The organism is Clostridium sp. TF06-15AC, from assembly GCF_003481165.1.
Lineage (GTDB): Bacteria > Bacillota > Clostridia > Lachnospirales > Lachnospiraceae > Otoolea > Otoolea fessa.
Genome location: NZ_QUKS01000007.1, coordinates 137,702 through 159,469 on the forward strand (window position 1 = coordinate 137,702; position 21,768 = coordinate 159,469).

Sequence of the window (21,768 nt, forward strand, 5' to 3'; positions counted from 1 at the left end):
GGAGTATTGGTGGATGGACGATCTGAAATTGTTTTTGAATGTGGAAATTTAAGGAGATGAAGGAATTTTTTAGAATTGCCGCGAGACAAAAGGATCATATATAATAGATAAGGAATTAAAAACGCAAAAAAGTTCTGAAAAACAGCAGAGAAAGAGTTGCTGGAAGATAGCTGGATGTTAAGCTGAAATAAATATGCATATCATTTAAGATGGAGGAACAAACGTGAATTTATATACAAAAGAGTCAGGATCCGGACAGCCGATGGTGCTGCTTCACGGAAATGGAGAGGACAGCTCCTATTTTGTGAACCAGATATCCTTTTTTGAATCAAAATATCTCGTGATTGCGGTGGACACCCGTGGACATGGCAGATCTCCGCGTGGTCGTGGGACATTTACCTTGGAGCGGTTTGCTGATGATTTGAAAGGATTTCTTGACCGCCGGGGACTTAGGCGGATCATTTTGCTGGGGTTCAGCGACGGCGGCAATATTGCGCTGATTTTTGCACTGAAATATCCGGGATATGTCGATCGGCTGATTTTAAATGGAGCGAACTTAAACCCGTTTGGCATGAAGCCGTCCGTGCTGGCGGATGTGGCGCGGGAGTATGTGGGAGTTGTGGGGAAGCTCTGGCTGCAGAAAAGCGGCATCGGGCAGATACGGGGAAAAATGCAGATGGCAGCAGGAAAAATGCGGACAGAAAAGCAATTTTCAAAAGAAAACGAAAAACAGAATGGACAGGAAGGACTGAATAAACAACAGAGAAGAAGCTGTCAGAAAGAAAAAATTCCTGAAAATAAGGAAAATGATCGGAAGGCAAATATACACAAAAAAGAGCTTCTATCTTTAATGTTGTATGAACCCTGGATCCGCCCTGAACTTCTCCACCGCCTGAAAATGCCCGTCCTTGTGGTAGCAGGGAGCGACGACATGATCCGCGAATGCCACACGCGCCAAATCGCACGTTCTCTGCCAAACGCAAGGATTCGGCTTTTAGAGGGCACCCATTTTATTGCAGCAGAGAACCCGGACGCATTTAACCAATGTGTTGCATCATTCCTGGAACAGACACAGGGCGGCGAGCTGGCGCAGATGAGCCGAGTCTGGGGCAGCCGGAGAGCCGGAAGGCTGGAGAAGGAGAAGATCCGTCGGGCGGCGGTGCTGGTACCTTTGATTCAGAAAGGCGGGGAGTACCACGTGGTGTTTGAGGTGCGCGCGGGAAGATTAAAAACTCAGCCGGGAGAAATCTGTTTTCCGGGCGGTGCCGTTGAGCGGGACGAGACACCGAAGCAGGCGGCGATCCGTGAGGCGATGGAAGAACTCTTAATCAGTCGCCGCCAGATTCGCGTTATCGCGCCGTTGGATGTGCTGGAAGCGCCCGGGGCGATGGAGATTTCTCCATTTTTAGGTGCGCTGCAGGGCTACCGCTGGTCATATTCCGAGGCGGAGGTCGATCATACCTTTTCTGTCCCGCTCCGCTGGTTCGCGGAACATGAACCGGAGCGATATGAAACAGAACTTGTGACCGTGCCGGAAGAGACATTTCCGTTTGAAGATGTTCCGGGCGGACGCGATTACCGCTGGCGGCGCGGACATTACGATGTCTACTTCTACCGCCGCGAGGAAGGAATCATCTGGGGGATGACAGCGAAGATTCTGCGGTCACTGGCGGAGATGTACCGGGAGGATATTTTATTAAAATAGGATTCGTAAGATAGGGATAAAAACATTATTTTTTGTTCGAACGCAACCGAGTCAGTGACGACCGAGTAAAAAATGCGAGGCATCGTCAAGACTTGTACAAGGGCGAGTTCCAGCCTTGACAAACCCGACCGATTGGCGTAAAATCATAATACTGTCAGGATTTGCGCGGCTGAGTTTGTGGATGCCGTGGAAGAAATCCGGCGTTTGATTTTAGAACATCAAACAATAAGAAACAAAACAGGCGAAGAGAGGAATCAGTAAACTTTGATACACGTCCAGAGAGAAAGCCGTATGGTGCGAGGCTTTTGTGTCCCTGAAAGTTGAACCGGCCCTGGAGCTGTGCATGAAAATGCAACGTATTTCCGGCGTTAACGGAAGTTAAGTGAGCCAGAATCGGAACGAAATTCTGGTTAAGCAGGGTGGTACCGCCGAAGTTAAGCCATTCGGTCCCTTTGATCGCAGCGATCAGCAGGGATCGGATGGCTTTTTTATTTCTACGAAATAAAAAACAACAATGCACACTCGGCGCAGGGGAATATGGCTGCGATGGCAGCCGCGCCTTGGCGCCAAAATCCGGCAAGCCGGATTTCAATAAAATGTTTTTAACAAGGAGAAATGACATGGCAAAGGAAAAGAAAATGGTAGAAGCCATCACATCGATGGATGAAGATTTCGCCCAGTGGTATACGGACATCGTAAAGAAAGCAGAGCTTTCTGATTACTCTAGTGTAAAGGGCTGCATGATTATCAAACCGGCCGGATATGCGATCTGGGAGAATATCCGCAATGAACTGGACAAGCGCTTTAAGGCAACCGGCGTAGAGAACGTATATCTGCCTATGTTTATTCCGGAAAGTCTTCTGGAAAAAGAGAAAGATCACGTAGAAGGTTTCGCACCGGAAGTAGCGTGGGTGACACAGGGCGGTTTAGAGCCGTTACAGGAGAGAATGTGTGTACGTCCGACTTCCGAGACTCTGTTCTGCGATTTTTATGCACATGACGTACATTCTTACCGCGATCTGCCGAGAAACTACAACCAGTGGGCTTCGGTTGTACGTTGGGAAAAGACCACCCGTCCGTTCCTGCGTTCCAGAGAGTTCTTATGGCAGGAAGGTCATACCGCTCATGCAACCGCTGAGGAAGCACAGGAGCGTACCGAGATGATGTTAAATGTATACGCGGATCTGTGCGAGGACTTCCTGGCAATTCCGGTTATCCGCGGACGCAAGACCGACAAGGAGAAATTTGCCGGTGCAGAGGCAACCTACACGATCGAGTCCCTGATGCACGATGGCAAGGCACTGCAGTCCGGCACCAGCCACAACTTCGGCGATGGATTTGCAAAGGCATTTAACATCCAGTATCTGGATAAGGATAATAAATTAAAATACGTTCATCAGACTTCCTGGGGTATGACAACCCGTATGGTAGGCGCGATCATCATGGTTCATGGTGACAATAATGGTCTGGTTCTGCCGCCGAAGGTAGCTCCGACCCAGGTTATGATCGTTCCGATTCAGCAGGCAAAAGAGGGTGTTCTGGACAAGGCATTTGAGGTAAAAGAGGTTCTGTCCAACTTCCGTGTCAAAGTGGATGATTCCGACAAATCTCCGGGATGGAAGTTCAGCGAGTCTGAGATGCGCGGTATTCCGGTACGTGTCGAGATCGGACCGAGAGATATTGCTGAAAATCAGGCAGTTCTGGTTCGCCGTGATACGCATGAGAAGATTACGGTATCTCTGGATGAGATCGCAGCAAAGGTTGGTGAGCTTCTGGAGACCATCCACCACGATATGTTTGAGCGTGCAAAAGCACACAGAGATTCCCATACTTATGTAGCGACAACACTGGATGAGATGAAGGAGATCGCAGAAAATAAGCCAGGCTTCATCAAGGCAATGTGGTGCGGCAATCAGGAGTGCGAGGATAAACTGAAAGAAGTAGTCGGCGTAACCTCCCGCTGCATCCCGTTCAATCAGGAACATCTGGCTGACACCTGCGTATGCTGCGGCAAGCCGGCAACGAAGATGGTTTATTGGGGTAAGGCATATTAATATGATTCCAAAACGGATAGAAATGCCGGTCCAGGTCGAGGAGATCCTGGGAAAGCTGCGAGAACATGGTTACGAGGCATTTGCAGTCGGCGGCTGTGTCCGCGATGCGATCCTGGGACGGATTCCCGGTGACTGGGATATCACGACCTCGGCGCACCCGGAGGAGGTGAAGCAGGTGTTCGGTCACACGATCGACACCGGGCTTCAGCACGGTACGGTCACGGTCATGCGTGATCATATCGGATATGAAATAACCACCTACCGGATTGACGGTGAATATGAGGATGGACGCCACCCGAAGGAAGTCGTATTTACTGCCGAACTGCGTGAGGACTTGAGACGGCGTGATTTCACGATCAATGCGATGGCATACAGCCACGAAACGGGAATTGTCGATATTTTCGGCGGGGCGGAGGATCTGGCAGCGCGCCGGATCCGCTGCGTCGGGGATGCGGGAGAACGGTTTACGGAAGATGCGCTCCGGATCCTGCGTGCCGTCCGCTTTTCGGCCCAGCTGGGATTTTCGATAGAGAAAAAGACCTGGCAGGCGCTCTGTGAGCTGGCGCCCTCCCTTGTCCATGTGAGCAAGGAACGGGTGCAGGTGGAGTTGACAAAAACACTCCTGTCCGACCGCCCGGAATTTATCTGGAAAACGGAGGCGGCAGGACTGGCACCTTACATTTCAAAGACATTTCCGGAGGTATTTGCGGCGTGGAAAAAGCAGAAAAGCTGTGCAAAGCAGAGTTTGGAAGAGAAAGTATGTTCGAAGGATGTGCCGGCTGCTGACAAGGATGCGATCAAAACGGAAACGGCAGCGCGGCAGGGGCACATGTTCGTGAAACATGAATGTGAGACAGACATGGCGGGGGAAATTTCTGCTGCTGCGGCACATCTGCCAGCAGAAAAAGCCTTGCGCTGGTCGTATTTTCTTGCCCCGGCGGGCGAGGGAACTTGTGTCCGAGTTCTGAGAGAACTCAAGATGGACAACGACACGATCGATAAGGCGAAGATTCTGAGCCGTTTTGCATTCATGCAGATGGAACCGGAGGAAAGCGCTGTCCGCCACGCGATGAGTGCGATGGAAGATAAGGTCTTTGACTGGCTGCTTCTCCTTCAGGAAGTTCTGATGCCGGAGCGCATGGATGCGGTGGAAATGGTTCGCTCACTTGCAAGGCAGATCCGGGAGCGCGGTGACTGTATCCGTCTTAAAACTCTGGCGGTAACCGGAAAAGACCTGATTCAGGCAGGCATCCAGCCGGGACCGGCGCTTGGAAAAACGCTGCATCTTCTCTTTGAAAAGGTGCTGGAGAATCCGGCTTGGAACGAGAAAGAGCGGCTTCTGGCTGAGGTGGAAGTGTTGAAACAATCGCAGAATGCCAAAACCAGTAAAGCATAAGAAGATTAATAAATAAAAAGAGAAAAGAGGCAAAATCGTTTGGAACCGGCAGGACAAGCCGGACAAACGATTTTGTCTCTTTTTCTTTTGCTTTTTTAACAACAATAGTTTCAATCAGAGGATGATTAAAAGAGTTATCCCAATTTCTTATACTCCCTGAAAAACAGCGCTGCCGTCGTCGCCACCGCAATCGTATCTGCCACCGGTTCTGCCACGAACACGCCGAATACCGGATTTGAAACGAAATGCGGCAGGATAAAGATCAGCGGAATCAAAAGCAGCACTTTCCGGAGCAATGCCAGAAAGACGGATGTTTTCGCATTTCCAAGGGCAATAAAAGTCTGCTGGCAGGCGAGCTGGACGGCAAAGAGCAGGGAAGCTGCCATATAGATCCGGAGCGCCCAGATGGTATAGCTGGCAAGGTCTGCGTCGCTGGTAAAGATGGAAATAAAAATCTGCGGAACCAGCATACATAAGAGCCAGAGCAAGGTGGAATAGCAGGCTGCCGAGCGCAGAAGCAGGTGAAACGCTTTTTTCACACGGTCGATATTTTTTGCTCCATAGTTAAAGCTGATGATCGGCTGCGCGCCCTGTGTGAGCCCCTGCAGCGGCAGCATGGAAAACTGCATGACGCTGGAAAGAATCGTCATCGCGCCGACCGCGGTATCGCCGCCATATTTCAACAGGCTGGTGTTAAAGCTGATGGACAGTGCACTTTCTGTAAACTGCATGATAAACGGCGCCAGTCCGAGCGCCAGGCATGGCAGGATAAATTTCTTCTGCGGGCGCAGGTTGCGGAGCCGTATCCGCAGGGTACTATGCGTTCCGGTCAGAAAACGCAGAATCCAGATACAGGAAATACCCTGTGAAAGGATGGTTGCAAGTGCCGCACCGCGCACATCCAGATGCAGTCCGAAGATAAAGAGCGGATCGAGGATGATGTTGCAGAGAGCGCCGATGGCAACGGTAATCATGCCGGTTTTGGCATAACCCTGTGCGTTGATAAAGGCATTGAGTCCGAGCGCCATCTGGACGAAGAAAGTGCCGCAGACGTAGATTTTCATGTAGTTCCAGGCGTAGAGAATTGTCTTCTCACTGGCGCCGAACATCAGGAGGATCGGGCGCCCAAAGCCAAGAAACAGGGCGGTCAGGACGAGCGAAATGACGGTCAGCATGAAGGTACAGTTGCCGAGTACCTTTTCAGCGGAATCCTTGTCGCCTTTTCCCATCAGGATCGACGCCTGCGGGGCACCGCCCATGGCGGCGAGCGCGGCAAAAGCGGAAATGCACATGATAATCGGCATTGTGACGCCGACGCCGGTCAGGGCGCTGGGACCGATGTCCGGGATATGGCCGATGTACATGCGGTCAACCATGTTATAGAGAACGTTGATGATCTGTGCGGCAATTGCCGGGAGCGCCAGTTTAAAAAGAAGTGACCCGATCGGCGCACTGCCGAGATCAGCTTCACGGGATGATGCTGCGCCTGAATGCGGGCGCGTATTTTCATCGTTGGAACGATGAGCGGATTGTATGGACAAAGAGAGACCTCCTTTTCATTTACAGTAAAATATATTATTTGATTTTTTGCCTGATTGTTGGGACAAATAGCCAGACCGCTTTTTTATCCCAACGTGAATCATTGTAACATACCGTCAAAATGATGGCAATGAACAGAATTTCGTAATCACTCCACATTGGCGATTGTGTATTATAGTTTGCGCACTGTGTTTCAAATCTGCGATATTTATGCATAAGCATATTTGTAAGCCCCCTCTCATAGGTTAGGAGTAGCAGGCTGGGTGTCTGATGTGCATATTTGCATAATCGTGTGAATGTTGCAATTAACATAGCTGTCAGCAGCTGTGGCCCGGCGTGAAAATGTGCTGTCCACATTCTTTTGGGAAATGGAAAGGCGGGCAGCCGGATAGAGGCAGGAGGGGGAAGTTGTGAACGAGAGAACAACCGAGGTGCTGGAACAGTATGAACTGGAAGTGCAGTCGAAGCGCCGTGGAAGAGGCGCGTGGATCTGCGAGACGAGTCAGGGGTTAAAACTCCTCCGGGAATATAAGGGGACCGTCAAACGTCTTGAATTTGAAGAACAAATCATGAATGTTCTGCAAAATCAGAAAACATGCCGGACCGATCAGTATATGCGGAACCGGGAGGGCGAGCTTTTGTCGGTGGCGGAGGATGGAACGCGGTGTGTTGTGAAGGAATGGTTTTCCGGGCGCGAGTGCAGTGTGCAGAGCGAGGCGGAGGTAGTCCGGGCGGTCGGGCAGATCGCGAAGCTGCACCGGACACTGCGCGGCATTGCGATCGATGAGTCGTGGAATCTGGGGTCAATTCTCACGCGTCCGGCGGTGGCGGAGATGGAGCGCCACAACCGGGAACTTGTCCGTACGCGGAATTATATCCGGAAAAAACGGCGTAAATCGGATTTTGAGAGGGCAGTCAGCGGAAGCTTTGCCATCTTTTATGAGCAGGCGCAGGAAGCAGCAGGCGGGCTGAAAGCGCAGATCGAGCAGGACGGCGAGCCGGAAAACTATTTGTGTCACGGGGATCTGAACCAGCATCATATTTTATTGGCAGAAGAAAATGAGATGGCGGTGATTGAATTTAACCGGATGCACCGGGGTGTCCAGGTCGAAGACCTGTATCATTTTACGCGCAAAATATTGGAAAAGCATGGCTGGGATTTGCGTCTGGGGATGCGGTTGCTGGAGACGTATGATCGTATTCTGCCGTTGAATGCACAGGAGCGGACATACCTCTATTACCTGTTTTTATATCCGGAAAAATACTGGAAACAGTTAAATTTTTATTATAATGCAGGCAAGGCGTGGATTCCAGTCCGCAGCATTGAAAAACTGCAGAAGCTGGAAGAACAGCAGACGGCGCGGAACCTCTTTCTTGAGGCAATCCGATAAGAAATGTTGATTTACATATGCATATAAATTCTTTGGTTAAGCGTATTCGATACATTATGGAGAAACTTTGAAAAGAGAAAAAATAAAGACAAAGAATAGTAACCGAAATTCTCTTTATTTTTCAGAATAATTATACTATAATGGAGAAAAAGAAAGTCATCCTAGAAGAAAGCAGGGGGTAAGTGAATCATGAAGGATTACATGACGATTTACAAAGAATGGCTGGAAAATCCATACTTTGACGAGGCAACGAAAGAGGAATTACGCGCCATTGAGGGCGATGAAAATGAGATTAAAGAGCGTTTCTATATGGATTTGGAGTTTGGTACGGCAGGACTGCGCGGCATCATCGGTGCAGGTATTAACCGGATGAATATCTACACCGTCCGCCGTGCGACCCAGGGACTGGCAAATTACATCATCAAGCAGGGCGGCGCGGCAAAAGGCGTGGCGATCGCATTTGACTCCCGTCATATGTCCCCGGAATTTGCCGAGGAAGCAGCGCTGACACTGGCGGCAAATGGCATCAAGGCGTACCGGTTCGAGACGCTGCGCCCGACGCCGGAGCTTTCCTTTGCCGTCCGCGAGCTTGGCTGCATCGCCGGCATCAACATCACCGCCAGCCACAACCCGCCGGAGTACAACGGTTACAAGGTTTACTGGGAGGACGGCGCACAGTTTACACCGCCGCATGACAAGGGCGTGACTGAGGAAGTTATGGCGATCACCGATCTTTCCACCGTTAAGACGATGGGAGCACAAGAGGCAAAGGCAAAAGGACTCTACGAGATCATCGGTGCAGCGATCGACGACAAATATATTGCACAGGTCAAGGCACAGGTAGTCAATCAGGGCGCGATTGACCGCATGCAGGATCAGATCACGATCGTGTATACACCGCTTCACGGCACGGGCAATATCCCGGCACGCCGTGTGATGAAAGAGCTTGGATTTACCCATGTATATGTGGTTCCGCAGCAGGAGCTTCCAGACGGCGATTTCCCGACCGTCAGCTATCCGAACCCGGAGGCAAAGGAAGCATTTGAATTGGGACTGGCTCTGGCAAAAGAGAAAAATGCAGACCTCGTTCTGGCAACCGATCCGGATGCCGATCGTCTGGGCGTGTATGTCAAAGATACCAAGTCCGGCGAATACATTCCGCTGACCGGCAATATGTCCGGCTCCCTGCTCTGCGAGTATGTGCTCAGCCAGAAACAGGCAAACGGCAAGATTCCGGCAGATGGACAGGTTGTTAAATCCATCGTTACGACGAATCTGGTAGATGCAGTTGCGAAGAATTACGGCGCAGAGCTCATCGAGGTTCTGACCGGATTTAAGTGGATCGGCAAACAGGTTCTCAAAAATGAGCAGGAAGGCAAAGGAACCTATCTGTTTGGCATGGAAGAGAGCTATGGCTGCCTGATCGGTACATACGCACGCGATAAAGATGCCATTTCCGCAACTGCAGCACTCTGCGAGGCGGCTGCTTATTACAAGGAAAAAGGCATGACGCTGTGGGATGCGATGGTCGAGATGTACGAGAAATACGGCTATTATAAAGATGAAGTGAAGTCCATCGGCTTAAAGGGCATCGAGGGACTGGCAAAGATTCAGGAGATCATGGAATATTTCCGCGCCCACACACCGTCCGATTTTGCCGGACACAAGGTGCTGGCTGTCCGCGATTACAAGGCAGATACCGTCAAGGATCTGGCAACCGGCGAGGTAAAACCGACCGGACTTCCATCCTCCAATGTTCTCTACTACGAACTGGAAGACAACGCATGGCTCTGCGTCCGCCCGTCTGGAACCGAGCCGAAGATCAAGTTCTACTACGGCGTGAAAGGTACCTCCCTGGAAGACGCGGCAGCGAAATCAGAGAAGGTAGGCGAGTCTGTGATGACGATTGTCAATGGACTGCTGTAGAAAAATAAAAAGAAGATATGAAATAAGTTCCTAAAAGAAATAGGACCATTCGTTCATGCGAAAGGTCCTATTTTTGTGCTATTTTGTTCTTTTAATTCTTTCAACGCCGCTGCAAATTTCGACGAAACCGCAGTAGGATTTCCTCTTAGCAGCCCGCGGCGGTAGAAGGCATGGAGCTTTTTAGCCGGGCGCAGGGACTGGCGGCGGTGTTTGAGTTCTTCTAACCGGGTGCTCAGGCGGGTGAGGCGGTTGTCGAAGGCGATGCGGGCATCGACTTCGGTGCGGACTTCGGCAATGCGCTCGTTGACGCGCTGTTTGGCAGCTTCGATGCGTTCTGCGTTTTCTGCTTTGGCAGCTTCGATGCGGGAGGTGGTTTCTTCTCGAACATCGGACAGGCGTTTTTCGGCGAGTGCCTTGGTCTCAGCCAGGCGCTCTTTGTGTTCGGTGGCAGCCGCCTGCAGCTGTCTGGCAGTCTCGGCGCGTGCGGTTGCCAGGCGTTCTTCGGCGTCACTGCGGACGGCGGCAAGTCTGCGGGCGGCTTCTGCCTGGGCGGCTGCCAGTTTTTCGGCTGTTTCTTCACGGGTCAGGGCGCCGCGCTCAATGGCTTCCTCACGCAACAGCTCGATCTTGGACTGGAGCTCTTCGATATCGGCTTTGAGCTTCGTCATAGCTTCCAGCGTATGACCCAGAGCCAGGGCTGCCTTGATGGATTCGTAAGCATCGGCGGTGAAAAGAACGCTGATGACGAAATCGCAGATGAGCAGGATAACCGGAGGAACCGCAAGCACAGTGCGGGCGATCGGATCATGGATGACATCGGTCATAAGGATCGTCAGAAATCCCCATGCGATCGAGGAGGTCAGGCAGATATAGCCGTGCAGCTGGAACGGCTGGCTGCTGTAATCCCAGTAGCGGACCTTGAATAGGCGTTCCATGACGGCGCCGGTGACATATTCAAGCGCCGTGGCGGCGATAAAACCGGAAATATAGACGAGCGGCAGGCTGTCCCGCACCGGCAGAGACACCCAGAGCATCATCACCGCGCCGGAACCGTAGAGCGGCAGCATCGGAAGCCGCAGAAATCCGCGGTTGACGAGCCGTTTCTGTTTCAGGGAAACATAAGTCGATTCGAAAATCCACCCTAAAAAGCAGTATACATAGAAAAAAGCTAGCCATTGGTACCAGGTATAGGTATACATAAAACCTCCTTTAGAAAATCAAGTCATTTTCTCATTGGTTGAAAAACGTATCTAAAATGAAGTTGTTTCTTATCTTACTATATAAATCTAGAAAAGTTCAAGGCATCTGGGTGAAAAAAGATAATTCCAAAATCTCCGCTTGCCACAAAAGCACGCTTCGTGTACAATAAATCGAAGTCGGCTTTGCCACAGACAGCAGGCAGACGTACAGAAAGCAAATCAACAAATACAAACAATTTACAATAAAAAGAAAAATAGGAGAGGTACACACGTGAGTATACTGAATGTAGAACATTTAAGCCACGGTTTTGGTGACCGGGCGATTTTTCAGGATGTTTCGTTCCGCCTGTTAAAGGGTGAGCACATCGGTCTGATCGGTGCGAACGGCGAGGGTAAATCGACGTTTATGAATATTATTACCGGGCATATGCAGCCGGACGAGGGAAAAGTAGAGTGGTCAAAGCGGGTGCGCGTCGGCTATCTGGATCAGCACACGGTGCTGGAAAAAGGCATGACGATCCGCGAGGTTTTGAAGAGCGCATTTTCCTTCCTGTTTGAGCTGGAAGTGCAGATGAATGAAATCTGCGACCATCTGGGCGAGGCATCGGAAGATGAGATGAACGTGATGATGGAAGAACTGGGAACGATCCAGGATCTTCTGATGAACCACGATTTTTATTCCATCGATGCGAAGGTGGAGGAAGTCGGACGTGCGCTGGGGCTGACCGATATCGGTCTGGACCGCGATGTAACGGATTTGAGCGGCGGACAGAGAACGAAGGTACTGCTCGGGAAATTGCTTCTGGAAAAGCCAGATATCTTGTTGCTGGACGAGCCGACGAACTATCTGGATGTGCAGCACATCGAGTGGCTGAAACGGTATTTGCAGGAATATGAAAATGCGTTCATCCTGATTTCACACGATGTTCCGTTCTTAAATAGCGTAGTAAATATCATTTATCATATGGAAAATCAGCGGCTTGACCGCTATGTGGGCGATTACGACAAGTTTCTCGAGGTGCACGAGGCGAAGAAAGCGCAGCTCGAGGCAGCGTATAAGCGTCAGCAGCAGGAGATCGCGCAGCTGCAGGATTTTGTGGCACGTAATAAAGCGCGTGTTTCCACGCGAAATATGGCGATGTCCCGCCAGAAAAAGCTGGATAAAATGGATGTGATCGAACTGGCGAAGGAAAAACCGAAGCCAGAGTTCAACTTCCTGGAGGCGAGAGCCTCCGGAAAATGTATTTTTGAGACGGAGGATCTGGTGATCGGTTACGACGAGCCACTCTCCCGTCCGTTGAACCTCTATATGGAGCGCGGCGAGAAGATTGCGATGGTCGGTGCCAACGGAATTGGAAAGACGACGCTTTTAAAGAGTATTTTGGGTTTGATTCCAGCAGTGTCCGGCAAGGTGACGCTGGGCGATTATCTCTCCATCGGCTATTTCGAACAGGAGATGGCGCCGGGCAATACGACGACCTGCATCGATGAGATCTGGAAAGAATTTCCGTCCTACACCCAGTACCAGGTGCGTTCCGCACTGGCAAAATGCGGTCTGACGACCCAGCACATCGAGAGCCAGGTGCGCGTGCTCAGCGGTGGCGAGCAGGCAAAAGTGCGCCTGTGTAAGCTGATCAACCGCGAGACGAACCTTCTGCTTCTCGACGAGCCGACGAACCATCTGGACGTTGAGGCGAAGGAGGAGTTAAAGCGTGCGCTGGCGGCGTACAAAGGAAATATCCTTCTGATCTGCCATGAACCGGATTTCTATGAGGGATTCGCAACGAAGGTCTGGGACTGCAGTGAGTGGAGTCTGAAAATATAAGAAAAAATGTTTTTCAGCGTACCCCAACATTCAGTATAGAGCCCTTTTTCTAAGGTGCCTGGCACTGACAAAAAACAGGAACGCCATCGGCTGAGAGTCCGACGGCGTTCCTGTTTTTCTTAAATTGGGAATGGTAGGTATATATAAAAAAGAAATTGGCTTAGGGGGGCCGGACGATTTGTATCGTCCGGTATGAGTATGAAAAAGCTTTTTTATTTCAAGTAACACTTGAAACAAAGGCCTGTTACCCTTTCGGATAACATACTTGTATTATAGGAGAAACTTGTGACTAAAATATGTCCCTTTCATAAAAAAAATATAAAGTCCATAAAAAAATAAAAACCTCTTTCAAAAGAATCGAAAGTTGTATATAATAGTAAGTGGTATAGTCCGCTCTAAAACAATGCGCGGGCTGGATGGCAGCGAAAAAAGCTGAAGTAAAGAAGATAAAATACAATGAAACTCATAGATTTATGTACTCAAGAGTGCATATTCAGAGCAGGAGGAAAACAACTATGTTGATGTCCAATGATATTGGTATCGATCTGGGTACAGCCAGCATCCTTGTATATATCAAGGGAAAAGGCGTCGTACTGAAAGAGCCGTCCGTAGTGGCGATCGATCGGGATACGAATAAGATCATGGCGATCGGCGAGGAAGCCCGCCTGATGATCGGCAGAACCCCTGGCAATATCGTAGCGGTCCGTCCGTTGCGCCAGGGGGTTATTTCAGATTATACAGTGACAGAGAAGATGATGAAATATTTCATCAACAAGGCAGTCGGCAAGAAGACACTCCGCAAGCCGCGTATCAGCGTCTGCATCCCGAGCGGTGCGACCGAGGTAGAGCGCAAGGCGGTTGAGGATGCGACTTATCAGGCTGGCGCACGCGAGGTTTCGATCATCGAGGAGCCGGTAGCAGCTGCGATCGGCGCTGGTATCGATATTTCCAAGGCGTGCGGCAACATGATCGTAGATATTGGTGGTGGTACGGCAGATATCGCCGTTATTTCCCTGGGCGGTACCGTAGTCAGCACTTCTATTAAAGTGGCTGGTGATGACTTCGACGAGGCGCTGGTCCGTTACATGAGAAAGAAACACAATCTTTTGATCGGTGAGAGAACTGCTGAGGAGATCAAGATAAATATCGGCGCGGCATACCGCCGTCCGGAGGTAATCACGATGGAAGTGCGCGGACGAAATCTGGTTACCGGACTTCCGAAGACGATCGTTGTCACATCCGACGAGACGCTGGAAGCGCTGCGCGAGCCGGCACTCCAGATCGTAGATGCCGTTCACAACGTACTCGAGCGGACGCCGCCGGAATTGGCAGCCGACATTTTTGACCGTGGTATCGTACTGACAGGCGGCGGCGCACTGTTAAGCGGTCTGGATGCCCTGATCGAGGAGAAAACTGGCATTTCCACGATGATCGCAGAGGATCCGCTGACCGCAGTTGCGATCGGAACTGGTAAGTTTATCGAGTTCGCACACGGTGAGAAGAAAAACTACGATTAAAGAGAACCGCCGGAAGGCGGATAGCATAAAAATATGGCAGCAGTTAAAGGATATATTGAAAAAATAAAATACCGCAATGAGGACAATGGCTATACGGTTCTCTCTATCAGCGGCTTGGACGACGGGGAGGAATATGTGCTGGTTGGCACTTTTTCCTACATCGCAGAGGGCGAGATGATCGAGGCGAGCGGGCGTATGACCGAGCATCCGATTTACGGGGAACAGATGGCGGTGGAAAGCTATGAGCTGAAAGCGCCTGAGGATACTGTTTCCATGGAACGATATTTAGGCTCCGGCGCCATCAAAGGCGTCGGGGCTGCTTTAGCTTCCAGGATTGTTAAAAAATTTAAGGCGGACACATTCCGCATCATGGAAGAAGAGCCGGAACGCCTCGCGGAGGTCAAGGGAATCAGTGAAAAAATGGCGATGTCCATCGGTGAACAGGTCGAGGAAAAGCGCGATATGCGCCAGGCGATGATGTTTCTGCAAAATTATGGCATTTCCATCAATCTGGCGGTTAAAATCTACCAGGAATACGGTCCGGCAATGTACACGATTCTCCAGAACAATCCGTATAAGCTGGCGGACGATATTCCGGGCGTCGGTTTTAAGATGGCAGACGAGATCGCGGCGAAGATAGGAATCGTGGCAGATTCGGATTTCCGCATCAAGAGCGGCATCCTGTATACACTCTATCAGGCGACGGCGAACGGGCACACATACCTGCCGGAGGACGAGCTGGCGGATCGGGCGGCAAAGCTTCTACAGGTTGAGATTTCCGAGATTGACAAGCATCTGATGGATATGCAGATGGATAAACGGCTGGTGATCCGGGAGAGGAAAAAGCAGAAAACAGCAGAAATGGATGTTTTTGTTCAGGCGGAATCGGCAGTGTCGGGGCAGATGCAGCCGCAGCCAGATGTTTTGGGTGAACCGAATGCATCAAATGTATCAAATATAGCAAACGCCCCGGAACGCGCCGTTTATGCATCACACTACTATTATACCGAGCTAAACACCGCCCGCATGCTGCACGACTTAAACATCACTGGTTCCGAATCGGAAGAACAGATTCGGAAAAGTCTGGCAGTCATCCAGAAAGAGGAACAGATCGAGCTGGATGAACTGCAGATCCGCGCGGTGATTGAGGCGGTCAACTGCGGACTTTTGGTAATCACGGGCGGTCCGGGTACCGGAAAAACGACGACGATCAACACGATCATCCGGTATTTTGAAAAGGGAGACATGGATATCCTGCTGGCAGCCCCGACCGGACGCGCAGCAAAAAGGATGACCGAGGCGACAGGCTATGAGGCGAAGACGATTCACCGCCTGTTAGAGCTGACGGGAATGCCAGAGGAGGATGAGAAGAGCCGGACGACTTCGATGCATTTTGAGCGGAACGAGGACAATCCGCTGGAAGCTGATGTCATCATTATCGATGAAATGTCGATGGTGGATATCAATCTGATGCATTCGCTGCTCCGGGCGGTCAATGTCGGCACACGTCTGATTCTGGTAGGTGATGTGGATCAGCTTCCGAGCGTCGGACCGGGCAATGTCCTGCGTGATATCATCGAGTCAGAATGTTTCCATGTGGTAAAGCTAACCCGGATTTTCCGGCAGGCGGCGCAGAGCGATATTATCGTCAACGCCCACCGCATCAACGCCGGAGAGCGCATTCCGATCGGAAAGTCAAGCAGAGATTTCCTCTTTATAAAGCGTGATGATCCGAATGCGATCATCAATGCAATGATCACGCTGGTACGTGAAAAACTGCCGAATTACGTCCATGCCGATTTGTTTGAGGTACAGGTCATGACGCCGATGCGGAAGGGAGTGCTGGGATCGATACGGTTAAATTCCATTTTGCAGGAATTTTTAAATCCGCCATCGGCAGAAAAGGCGGAAAAAGAGTATGGCGAGACGACGTTTCGTGTGGGCGACAAGGTCATGCAGATCAAGAACAATTACCAGATTGAGTGGACTTCCTACAACCGCAGCGGCATTCCGGTGGACAAGGGAGCCGGCGTGTTCAACGGGGATCTTGGGCGCATCCGCGAGATCAATACCTTTGCGGAGCTGGTAACCGTGGAGTATGATGAGGGAAAACGTGTCGAGTACAGCTTCAAGCAGCTGGAGGAGCTGGAACTGGCATATGCGATCACGATCCACAAGTCGCAGGGAAGCGAGTATCCGGCGGTCGTGATTCCGGTCTGGAGCGGACCGCAGATGCTGATGACGCGGAATCTGATTTACACGGCGGTTACAAGGGCAAGAGCCTGTGTCTGCCTGGTCGGTGTCCCGTATGTGTTTCAGCAGATGGTGGACAATGCGATGGAACAGAAGCGCTATTCGGGACTGCGCGACCGCATTGAAGAAATTATGGAGACATTGTGATAAAAAATATAAAATGGAATCAATTCCCCCGCGCCGCTCTGGATGCGCTATATCCAAGGCGCTGCCCGGTCTGCGGGGAGATCGTGACGCCGAAGGGCGGGCTTATCTGTCCTTCGTGTCTTTTGAGGCTTTCGCCTGTCAAATCGCCGGTTTGTCAGAAATGTGGAAAAGAAGTTTGGAGTGAAGAAATCGAATATTGTCCAGACTGTGTGAAACACCGCCGGTCATTTGCGCGTGGGATGGCACTCTTTAACTATACGGAGGAAGCTGCGCGCTCGATGGCAGCGGTTAAATATAAAAATAAGAGGGAATATCTCGATTTTTATGCCGAAGCTGCAGCGGAAAAGCTGAGGCAGTATGAAAATCGGGAGGAGTGGCAGTTTGACGGTCTGGTTCCCGTTCCGGTCCACCCGGCGCGGAAACGGAAACGCGGTTTCAATCAGGCGGAGGTTCTGGCAAAGCGGATGGGCGAGCGGCTGGAAATGCCGGTGTACCCGGAATTTTTATATCGGATACGAAATACAGAACCCCTGAAAGAGCTGAATCCAGATGAACGGCTCCGGAATTTACAGCAGGCGTTTCAGGCAGATGCGGAGGCAATCCGGGCAAGTGGTGTGCAAAACGTGCTTCTCGTGGATGATATTTATACGACCGGAAGCACGGCGGAAGCGTGTACCCGGGCGCTTCTGTCTGCGGGGATCGAAAAAGTCTGTTTTTTTGCCGTTTGTATTGGACAAGGACGCTAAAGTGGGATATGATAGAGAAGATAGGCAGAGGGAAGCCTTATAAGTGGAAATACTCCGGCATTTCTGGATGAAAAGAATAGTAGAAAGCATTTGAATCTAAAAGTTTGCGGGAGAGGCAAAAAGAGGTTCAGGAGACGGAAGGAATGCGGGGGAGATTTCAAGTAAGAAAGAAAAGGAGTAAAAAGAATGCAGGAATTTGAATATCGCCTGGAAAAGGAAGATTATAAAAACTGGATTCACTGGAACGTGCTTAAGCATGAGTCCAAGAAAATGAAGATGGTGTCGGCACTCTTATATGTCGCATTTTTAGCTCTCTTTCTGGGAAAAAATGTGATGCAGGCAAAGGGCAATCTGGTTCTTCTTGTACCGTCCATCGTGATAGCGGTGCTGGTCGGCATCGGCATGTTTTACATGATTTCAAACCAGAACCAGGAGCGGATGATCTGGAAACGGAGCGGACTTAAAAATTTGGAAAAGACGGGCAATTTCCCAGTCGTACATCTGACGCTGGATGAGAAGACACTGACCATGACGGTTGCGGCACAGGAGATGACCAAGACTTACAGCTACAGCGACATTGAGCAGATGGTTGAGATTGAGCGGATGTATCTGCTTGAGACGAACGAGAAAACCTGGCAGTTTATCGCCAAGTCGGCATTTTCCAGCGAGGAAGAGCAAAAGCAGTTTGAGACATTCATGAATGAAAAGCTTGCGGATGCCAAGGAAAACCCGGAAGAATATCCATCCGTGACAAAAAATCCGGAAAATGCGGAGAATCAGGAGGGCGGCGCCCTGCATCAGAACGCCGCGCTTGAGGATGATGTTGTGGAAGCTGATGAGCCGGAGATCACCCGCGTGGATACAAGCCATATGGGTAAGATTGGAAAAATGGCGCATTTTATCGGAAGCCAGGCGGCAGATGAGGAAGAAACCGATGAGCCTGAAAAGGCGGAGCCGGATACCACAGACAGCCATGAAAATGTGGAAGAAAAGACAGACGCTGTAAACGAGGAGAAAGTGGATGAATAAACCTTTCTGATTGTTTTATAGCATCATTGTAAGTCCTGATAATGTGAAATACGAGGCGCGGGCAGAATCTGGTTCCAGCCTGCACTGAGTGAAAACGATATCTATAATATAAAAGAGGCGGCGAATGTCGGCAAGTTATTGCTTGACGCGCCGCTTCTTTTATGATATAGTAGACGGGCGAATGGAAGAACATAGGTCTTTTTTTTATGCTCAAAAACCAGATTTCCGGTTGGAGAGTGGAAAGATCGCATACTAAGAAAAATGGAGGTGGAAGTTGTGCGTACAAGAATTACACTGGCATGCACAGAATGCAAGCAGCGCAATTACAACATGACCAAGGATAAGAAAACTCATCCGGACAGAATGGAAACCAAAAAGTACTGCAGATTCTGTAAGACACACACGTTACACAAAGAGACGAAGTAAGAGTAACTGGTTGGTTCTGCGCGATCGGGCATCTGCCTGAGCGCTTTGGAGGACAAAAATGGGTGATACAGAAAATACCAAAAAAGCTCCTAAAAAGAGTTTCTGGAAAGGTTTAAAAGCTGAGTACAAAAGGATCATCTGGCCTGACAAAGAGACAGTTACGAAGCAGACTGGAGCGGTCATCGCCGTTTCCGTTGCGCTGGGACTTATCATTGCGGCTCTTGACACGGCAATCGTGTTTGGACTGCACTTCGTTATGTAAAGGCAAAGGTGAGAAATATGGCAGAAGCAAATTGGTATGTAGTGCATACTTATTCCGGCTATGAAAACAAAGTAAAGGTTGACATCGAAAAGACGATCGAGAACCGGAACCTTCAGGATCAGATCTTAGAGGTTTCCGTGCCGATGCAGGAAGTTATCGAAGTCAAGAATGGAGCCAATAAACAGGTTGCCAAGAAGATGTTTCCCGGATACGTACTGATCAACATGGTTATGAATGATGATACCTGGTACGTAGTACGCAACACCCGCGGAGTGACCGGGTTTGTTGGTCCGGGCTCCAAACCGGTTCCTTTGACGGAAGAGGAGATGGCCGGTCTCGGATTTAAGGAAACCGGCGTTGTTGTTGACTTTGAGGTCGGCGACACGGTTGTTGTAACAACAGGGGCATGGAAAGATACCGTTGGTGTTATCGAGTCCATCAACGAGGAAAGACAGACCCTGACGATTCGTGTAGAACTGTTTGGCCGTGAGACACCGGTTGAACTGAACTTCACAGAGATCAAGAAGATGATGTAAAGAGGTTCATTTATGAGCCTGTGGGAGGGAAATCCCCGCAATTACCACAATTTATAGGAGGTGCCAACAATGGCAAAGAAAGTTACAGGATATATTAAATTACAGATTCCTGCTGGAAAGGCTACACCAGCTCCGCCAGTAGGTCCGGCTCTTGGACAGCACGGTGTAAACATCGTACAGTTCACGAAAGAGTTCAATGCTAAGACAGCAGACCAGGGCGATATGATCATCCCGGTTGTTATTACTGTATATGCTGACAGAAGCTTCAGCTTCATCACAAAGACTCCGCCGGCTGCCGTTTTGTTAAAGAAAGCTTGCAAGATTAAATCCGGTTCCGCTACACCGAACAAGACTAAGGTAGCTAGCATCTCGAAAGAGGATCTGCAGAAGATCGCAGAATTAAAGATGCCTGACTTAAATGCAGCAAGCCTTGAAGCTGCAATGAGCATGATCGCTGGTACAGCAAGAAGTATGGGTATCACAGTTGCCGAGTAATTTTCGGGATGTTTATCAGTAACGTGGGAGGGAATTCCCCGACAATACCACTAGGAGGTTTTTTATAATGAAAAGAGGAAAAAGATACGTAGAGGCTGCTAAATTAGTAGATCGCGCAAGCCTTTATGAAGCTGCAGATGCCATCTCCATCGTGAAGAAGGCTGCAGGTGCTAAATTCGATGAAACCGTAGAACTTCATATCAGAACTGGTTGTGACGGCCGTCATGCTGATCAGCAGATCCGTGGTGCAGTTGTACTGCCGCACGGAACTGGTAAGACCGTTCGTATCCTTGTATTTGCTAAGGGACCGAAGGCAGAAGAGGCTCAGGCTGCAGGCGCAGATTTCGTAGGCGCTGAGGAGCTGATCCCGAAGATCCAGAACGAGGGATGGTTAGACTTCGACGTAGTAGTAGCTACTCCGGACATGATGGGCGTTGTAGGACGTCTTGGTCGTGTACTTGGACCGAAGGGCTTAATGCCGAACCCGAAGGCTGGTACTGTTACTATGGATGTAACCAAAGCTATCAATGATATCAAAGCCGGTAAGATCGAGTACAGACTTGATAAGACTAACATTATCCACGTGCCAGTAGGTAAAGCTTCCTTCACAGAGGAGCAGTTAGCGGACAACTTCCAGACGCTTATTGACGCTATCCTGAAGGCAAAACCAGCTACCTTAAAGGGCGCTTACTTAAAGAGTGTAACCATGACTTCTACCATGGGCCCGGGCGTTAAGCTGAACGTAGGTAAGCTGATTGGCTAATCAGAAGACGTTATAGAATCAAGAGGATGAGGGACTTTTGGGTCTTTCGTCCTCTTTTTTTCGATTGTCGAAAAAATATAAATAAAGTCAAAAAAACAGTTGACTTTATACTTTAGTAGTGATAAAATATGTTCTGTTGCCGCTGAGAAAGCGGAAACGAAAATTAAAGAGTCAAGACGCACAGGTGATTGTGAAAACTTTCAAAAAGAAAGTGAAAAAGTCCTTGACAAAAATGAATATCCATTATATAATGGTTAAGCACATTTTTGGAGAGATATCGAAGCGGTCATAACGAGGCGGTCTTGAAAACCGTTTGTCCGAAAGGGCGCGTGGGTTCGAATCCCACTCTCTCCGTTTCAAGAACGGTTATTAATTTCATAAGATATAAAAATCAACCTGCAGAAGTACCCAAGAGGTTGAAGGGGCTCCCCTGGAAAGGGAGTAGGTCGTTAGTAGCGGCGCGAGGGTTCAAATCCCTCCTTCTGCGTTCGATGCGAAAGCATCAGGAACCTTGAAAACTGAACAGTATGTAAAACCCTGAAAATTCTAAGAACAAAGG

Annotated in this window: 17 protein-coding genes, 2 tRNA genes and 1 other annotated feature; of the genes, 17 read left to right on the forward strand and 2 right to left on the reverse strand. The window is 49.8% G+C overall.

Annotated features, from left to right (window positions below):
- Positions 1-223 precede the first annotated feature (223 nt).
- From DXC57_RS13550 to DXC57_RS13560, 3 genes are all read left to right on the forward strand, one after another.
- A complete protein-coding gene (locus DXC57_RS13550; protein WP_118653098.1) occupies positions 224-1,705 on the forward strand; it encodes an alpha/beta fold hydrolase in 1,482 nt (493 codons plus the stop codon).
- A 235-nt stretch (positions 1,706-1,940) separates the two neighbouring features.
- Positions 1,941-2,160 (forward strand) — a binding site (T-box leader).
- 165 nt (positions 2,161-2,325) lie between these two features.
- Positions 2,326-3,759 (forward strand): proline--tRNA ligase, encoded by a 1,434-nt coding sequence (proS, locus tag DXC57_RS13555; RefSeq protein ID WP_022359111.1) that lies wholly within the window; start codon positions 2,326-2,328, stop codon positions 3,757-3,759.
- Position 3,760: 1 nt separating this feature from the next.
- The gene (locus DXC57_RS13560; protein ID WP_118653100.1) at positions 3,761-5,155 is read left to right on the forward strand and encodes a polynucleotide adenylyltransferase; all 1,395 of its coding nucleotides are present in this window, start codon (positions 3,761-3,763) and stop codon (positions 5,153-5,155) included.
- 134 nt (positions 5,156-5,289) lie between these two features.
- Here the strand turns inward: DXC57_RS13560 and DXC57_RS13565 are convergent, their stop codons facing one another.
- Entirely contained in the window at positions 5,290-6,690 is a 1,401-nt protein-coding gene (locus DXC57_RS13565; protein ID WP_118653128.1) for an MATE family efflux transporter, read from the reverse strand.
- Positions 6,691-7,104: 414 nt separating this feature from the next.
- On the opposite strand from DXC57_RS13565, the gene DXC57_RS13575 reads away from it, so the two are divergent.
- Positions 7,105-8,085, forward strand: coding sequence for a phosphotransferase (locus tag DXC57_RS13575; protein ID WP_118523071.1), 981 nt, complete (start codon positions 7,105-7,107; stop codon positions 8,083-8,085).
- A 189-nt stretch (positions 8,086-8,274) separates the two neighbouring features.
- Positions 8,275-10,011 (forward strand): phospho-sugar mutase, encoded by a 1,737-nt coding sequence (locus DXC57_RS13580; RefSeq protein ID WP_117796691.1) that lies wholly within the window; start codon positions 8,275-8,277, stop codon positions 10,009-10,011.
- Between the two features lie 53 nt (positions 10,012-10,064).
- On the opposite strand, the gene DXC57_RS13585 is transcribed toward DXC57_RS13580, so the two are convergent.
- Positions 10,065-11,210: a putative ABC transporter permease gene (locus tag DXC57_RS13585; protein WP_118653104.1), complete on the reverse strand. Its 1,146-nt coding sequence runs from the start codon at positions 11,208-11,210 to the stop codon at positions 10,065-10,067.
- Positions 11,211-11,481: 271 nt separating this feature from the next.
- Here DXC57_RS13585 and DXC57_RS13590 point away from each other — a divergent pair, with 271 nt between their 5' ends.
- The 12 genes from DXC57_RS13590 (at position 11,482) to DXC57_RS13645 (ending at position 21,696) form a co-directional block, all read left to right on the forward strand.
- Positions 11,482-13,035, forward strand: coding sequence for an ABC-F family ATP-binding cassette domain-containing protein (locus DXC57_RS13590; protein ID WP_022359105.1), 1,554 nt, complete (start codon positions 11,482-11,484; stop codon positions 13,033-13,035).
- 515 nt (positions 13,036-13,550) lie between these two features.
- Positions 13,551-14,552 (forward strand): rod shape-determining protein, encoded by a 1,002-nt coding sequence (locus tag DXC57_RS13595; RefSeq protein WP_022359104.1) that lies wholly within the window; start codon positions 13,551-13,553, stop codon positions 14,550-14,552.
- A 33-nt stretch (positions 14,553-14,585) separates the two neighbouring features.
- Positions 14,586-16,952, forward strand: coding sequence for an ATP-dependent RecD-like DNA helicase (locus tag DXC57_RS13600; protein WP_118653106.1), 2,367 nt, complete (start codon positions 14,586-14,588; stop codon positions 16,950-16,952).
- Positions 16,949-17,698: a ComF family protein gene (locus DXC57_RS13605; protein ID WP_243101485.1), complete on the forward strand. Its 750-nt coding sequence runs from the start codon at positions 16,949-16,951 to the stop codon at positions 17,696-17,698. The genes DXC57_RS13600 and DXC57_RS13605 overlap by 4 nt, the downstream gene beginning before the upstream one ends.
- A gap of 186 nt (positions 17,699-17,884) precedes the next feature.
- A complete protein-coding gene (locus tag DXC57_RS13610) occupies positions 17,885-18,727 on the forward strand; it encodes a YcxB family protein (protein WP_118653108.1) in 843 nt (280 codons plus the stop codon).
- Between the two features lie 261 nt (positions 18,728-18,988).
- Positions 18,989-19,153: a 50S ribosomal protein L33 gene (gene rpmG, locus DXC57_RS13615; protein ID WP_207722866.1), complete on the forward strand. Its 165-nt coding sequence runs from the start codon at positions 18,989-18,991 to the stop codon at positions 19,151-19,153.
- Positions 19,154-19,211: 58 nt separating this feature from the next.
- Positions 19,212-19,415: a preprotein translocase subunit SecE gene (secE, locus tag DXC57_RS13620; RefSeq protein WP_022359100.1), complete on the forward strand. Its 204-nt coding sequence runs from the start codon at positions 19,212-19,214 to the stop codon at positions 19,413-19,415.
- A 17-nt stretch (positions 19,416-19,432) separates the two neighbouring features.
- Positions 19,433-19,951: a transcription termination/antitermination protein NusG gene (gene nusG / locus DXC57_RS13625; RefSeq protein WP_022359099.1), complete on the forward strand. Its 519-nt coding sequence runs from the start codon at positions 19,433-19,435 to the stop codon at positions 19,949-19,951.
- A 69-nt stretch (positions 19,952-20,020) separates the two neighbouring features.
- Positions 20,021-20,446, forward strand: coding sequence for a 50S ribosomal protein L11 (gene rplK / locus DXC57_RS13630; RefSeq protein ID WP_022359098.1), 426 nt, complete (start codon positions 20,021-20,023; stop codon positions 20,444-20,446).
- A gap of 67 nt (positions 20,447-20,513) precedes the next feature.
- Positions 20,514-21,209, forward strand: coding sequence for a 50S ribosomal protein L1 (gene rplA / locus DXC57_RS13635; RefSeq protein WP_022359097.1), 696 nt, complete (start codon positions 20,514-20,516; stop codon positions 21,207-21,209).
- Between the two features lie 268 nt (positions 21,210-21,477).
- Positions 21,478-21,563 (forward strand) — tRNA-Ser (locus DXC57_RS13640).
- A 44-nt stretch (positions 21,564-21,607) separates the two neighbouring features.
- Positions 21,608-21,696: transfer RNA gene (locus DXC57_RS13645), tRNA-Ser, on the forward strand.
- Positions 21,697-21,768: the final 72 nt, after the last annotated feature.

Excerpts from the sequence above, each read along its gene's own strand:
- DXC57_RS13585 (WP_118653104.1), bottom strand. The coding sequence starts at position 11,210 with ATGTATACCTATACCTGGTACCAATGGCTAGCTTTTTTCTATGTATAC.
- nusG (WP_022359099.1), top strand. The coding sequence starts at position 19,433 with ATGGCAGAAGCAAATTGGTATGTAGTGCATACTTATTCCGGCTATGAA.
- DXC57_RS13580 (WP_117796691.1), top strand. The coding sequence starts at position 8,275 with ATGAAGGATTACATGACGATTTACAAAGAATGGCTGGAAAATCCATAC.
- rplK (WP_022359098.1), top strand. The coding sequence starts at position 20,021 with ATGGCAAAGAAAGTTACAGGATATATTAAATTACAGATTCCTGCTGGA.
- DXC57_RS13560 (WP_118653100.1), top strand. The coding sequence starts at position 3,761 with ATGATTCCAAAACGGATAGAAATGCCGGTCCAGGTCGAGGAGATCCTG.
- DXC57_RS13595 (WP_022359104.1), top strand. The coding sequence starts at position 13,551 with ATGTTGATGTCCAATGATATTGGTATCGATCTGGGTACAGCCAGCATC.
- DXC57_RS13600 (WP_118653106.1), top strand. The coding sequence starts at position 14,586 with ATGGCAGCAGTTAAAGGATATATTGAAAAAATAAAATACCGCAATGAG.
- DXC57_RS13610 (WP_118653108.1), top strand. The coding sequence starts at position 17,885 with ATGCAGGAATTTGAATATCGCCTGGAAAAGGAAGATTATAAAAACTGG.
- rpmG (WP_207722866.1), top strand. The coding sequence starts at position 18,989 with ATGGAGGTGGAAGTTGTGCGTACAAGAATTACACTGGCATGCACAGAA.
- rplA (WP_022359097.1), top strand. The coding sequence starts at position 20,514 with ATGAAAAGAGGAAAAAGATACGTAGAGGCTGCTAAATTAGTAGATCGC.
- proS (WP_022359111.1), top strand. The coding sequence starts at position 2,326 with ATGGCAAAGGAAAAGAAAATGGTAGAAGCCATCACATCGATGGATGAA.
- secE (WP_022359100.1), top strand. The coding sequence starts at position 19,212 with ATGGGTGATACAGAAAATACCAAAAAAGCTCCTAAAAAGAGTTTCTGG.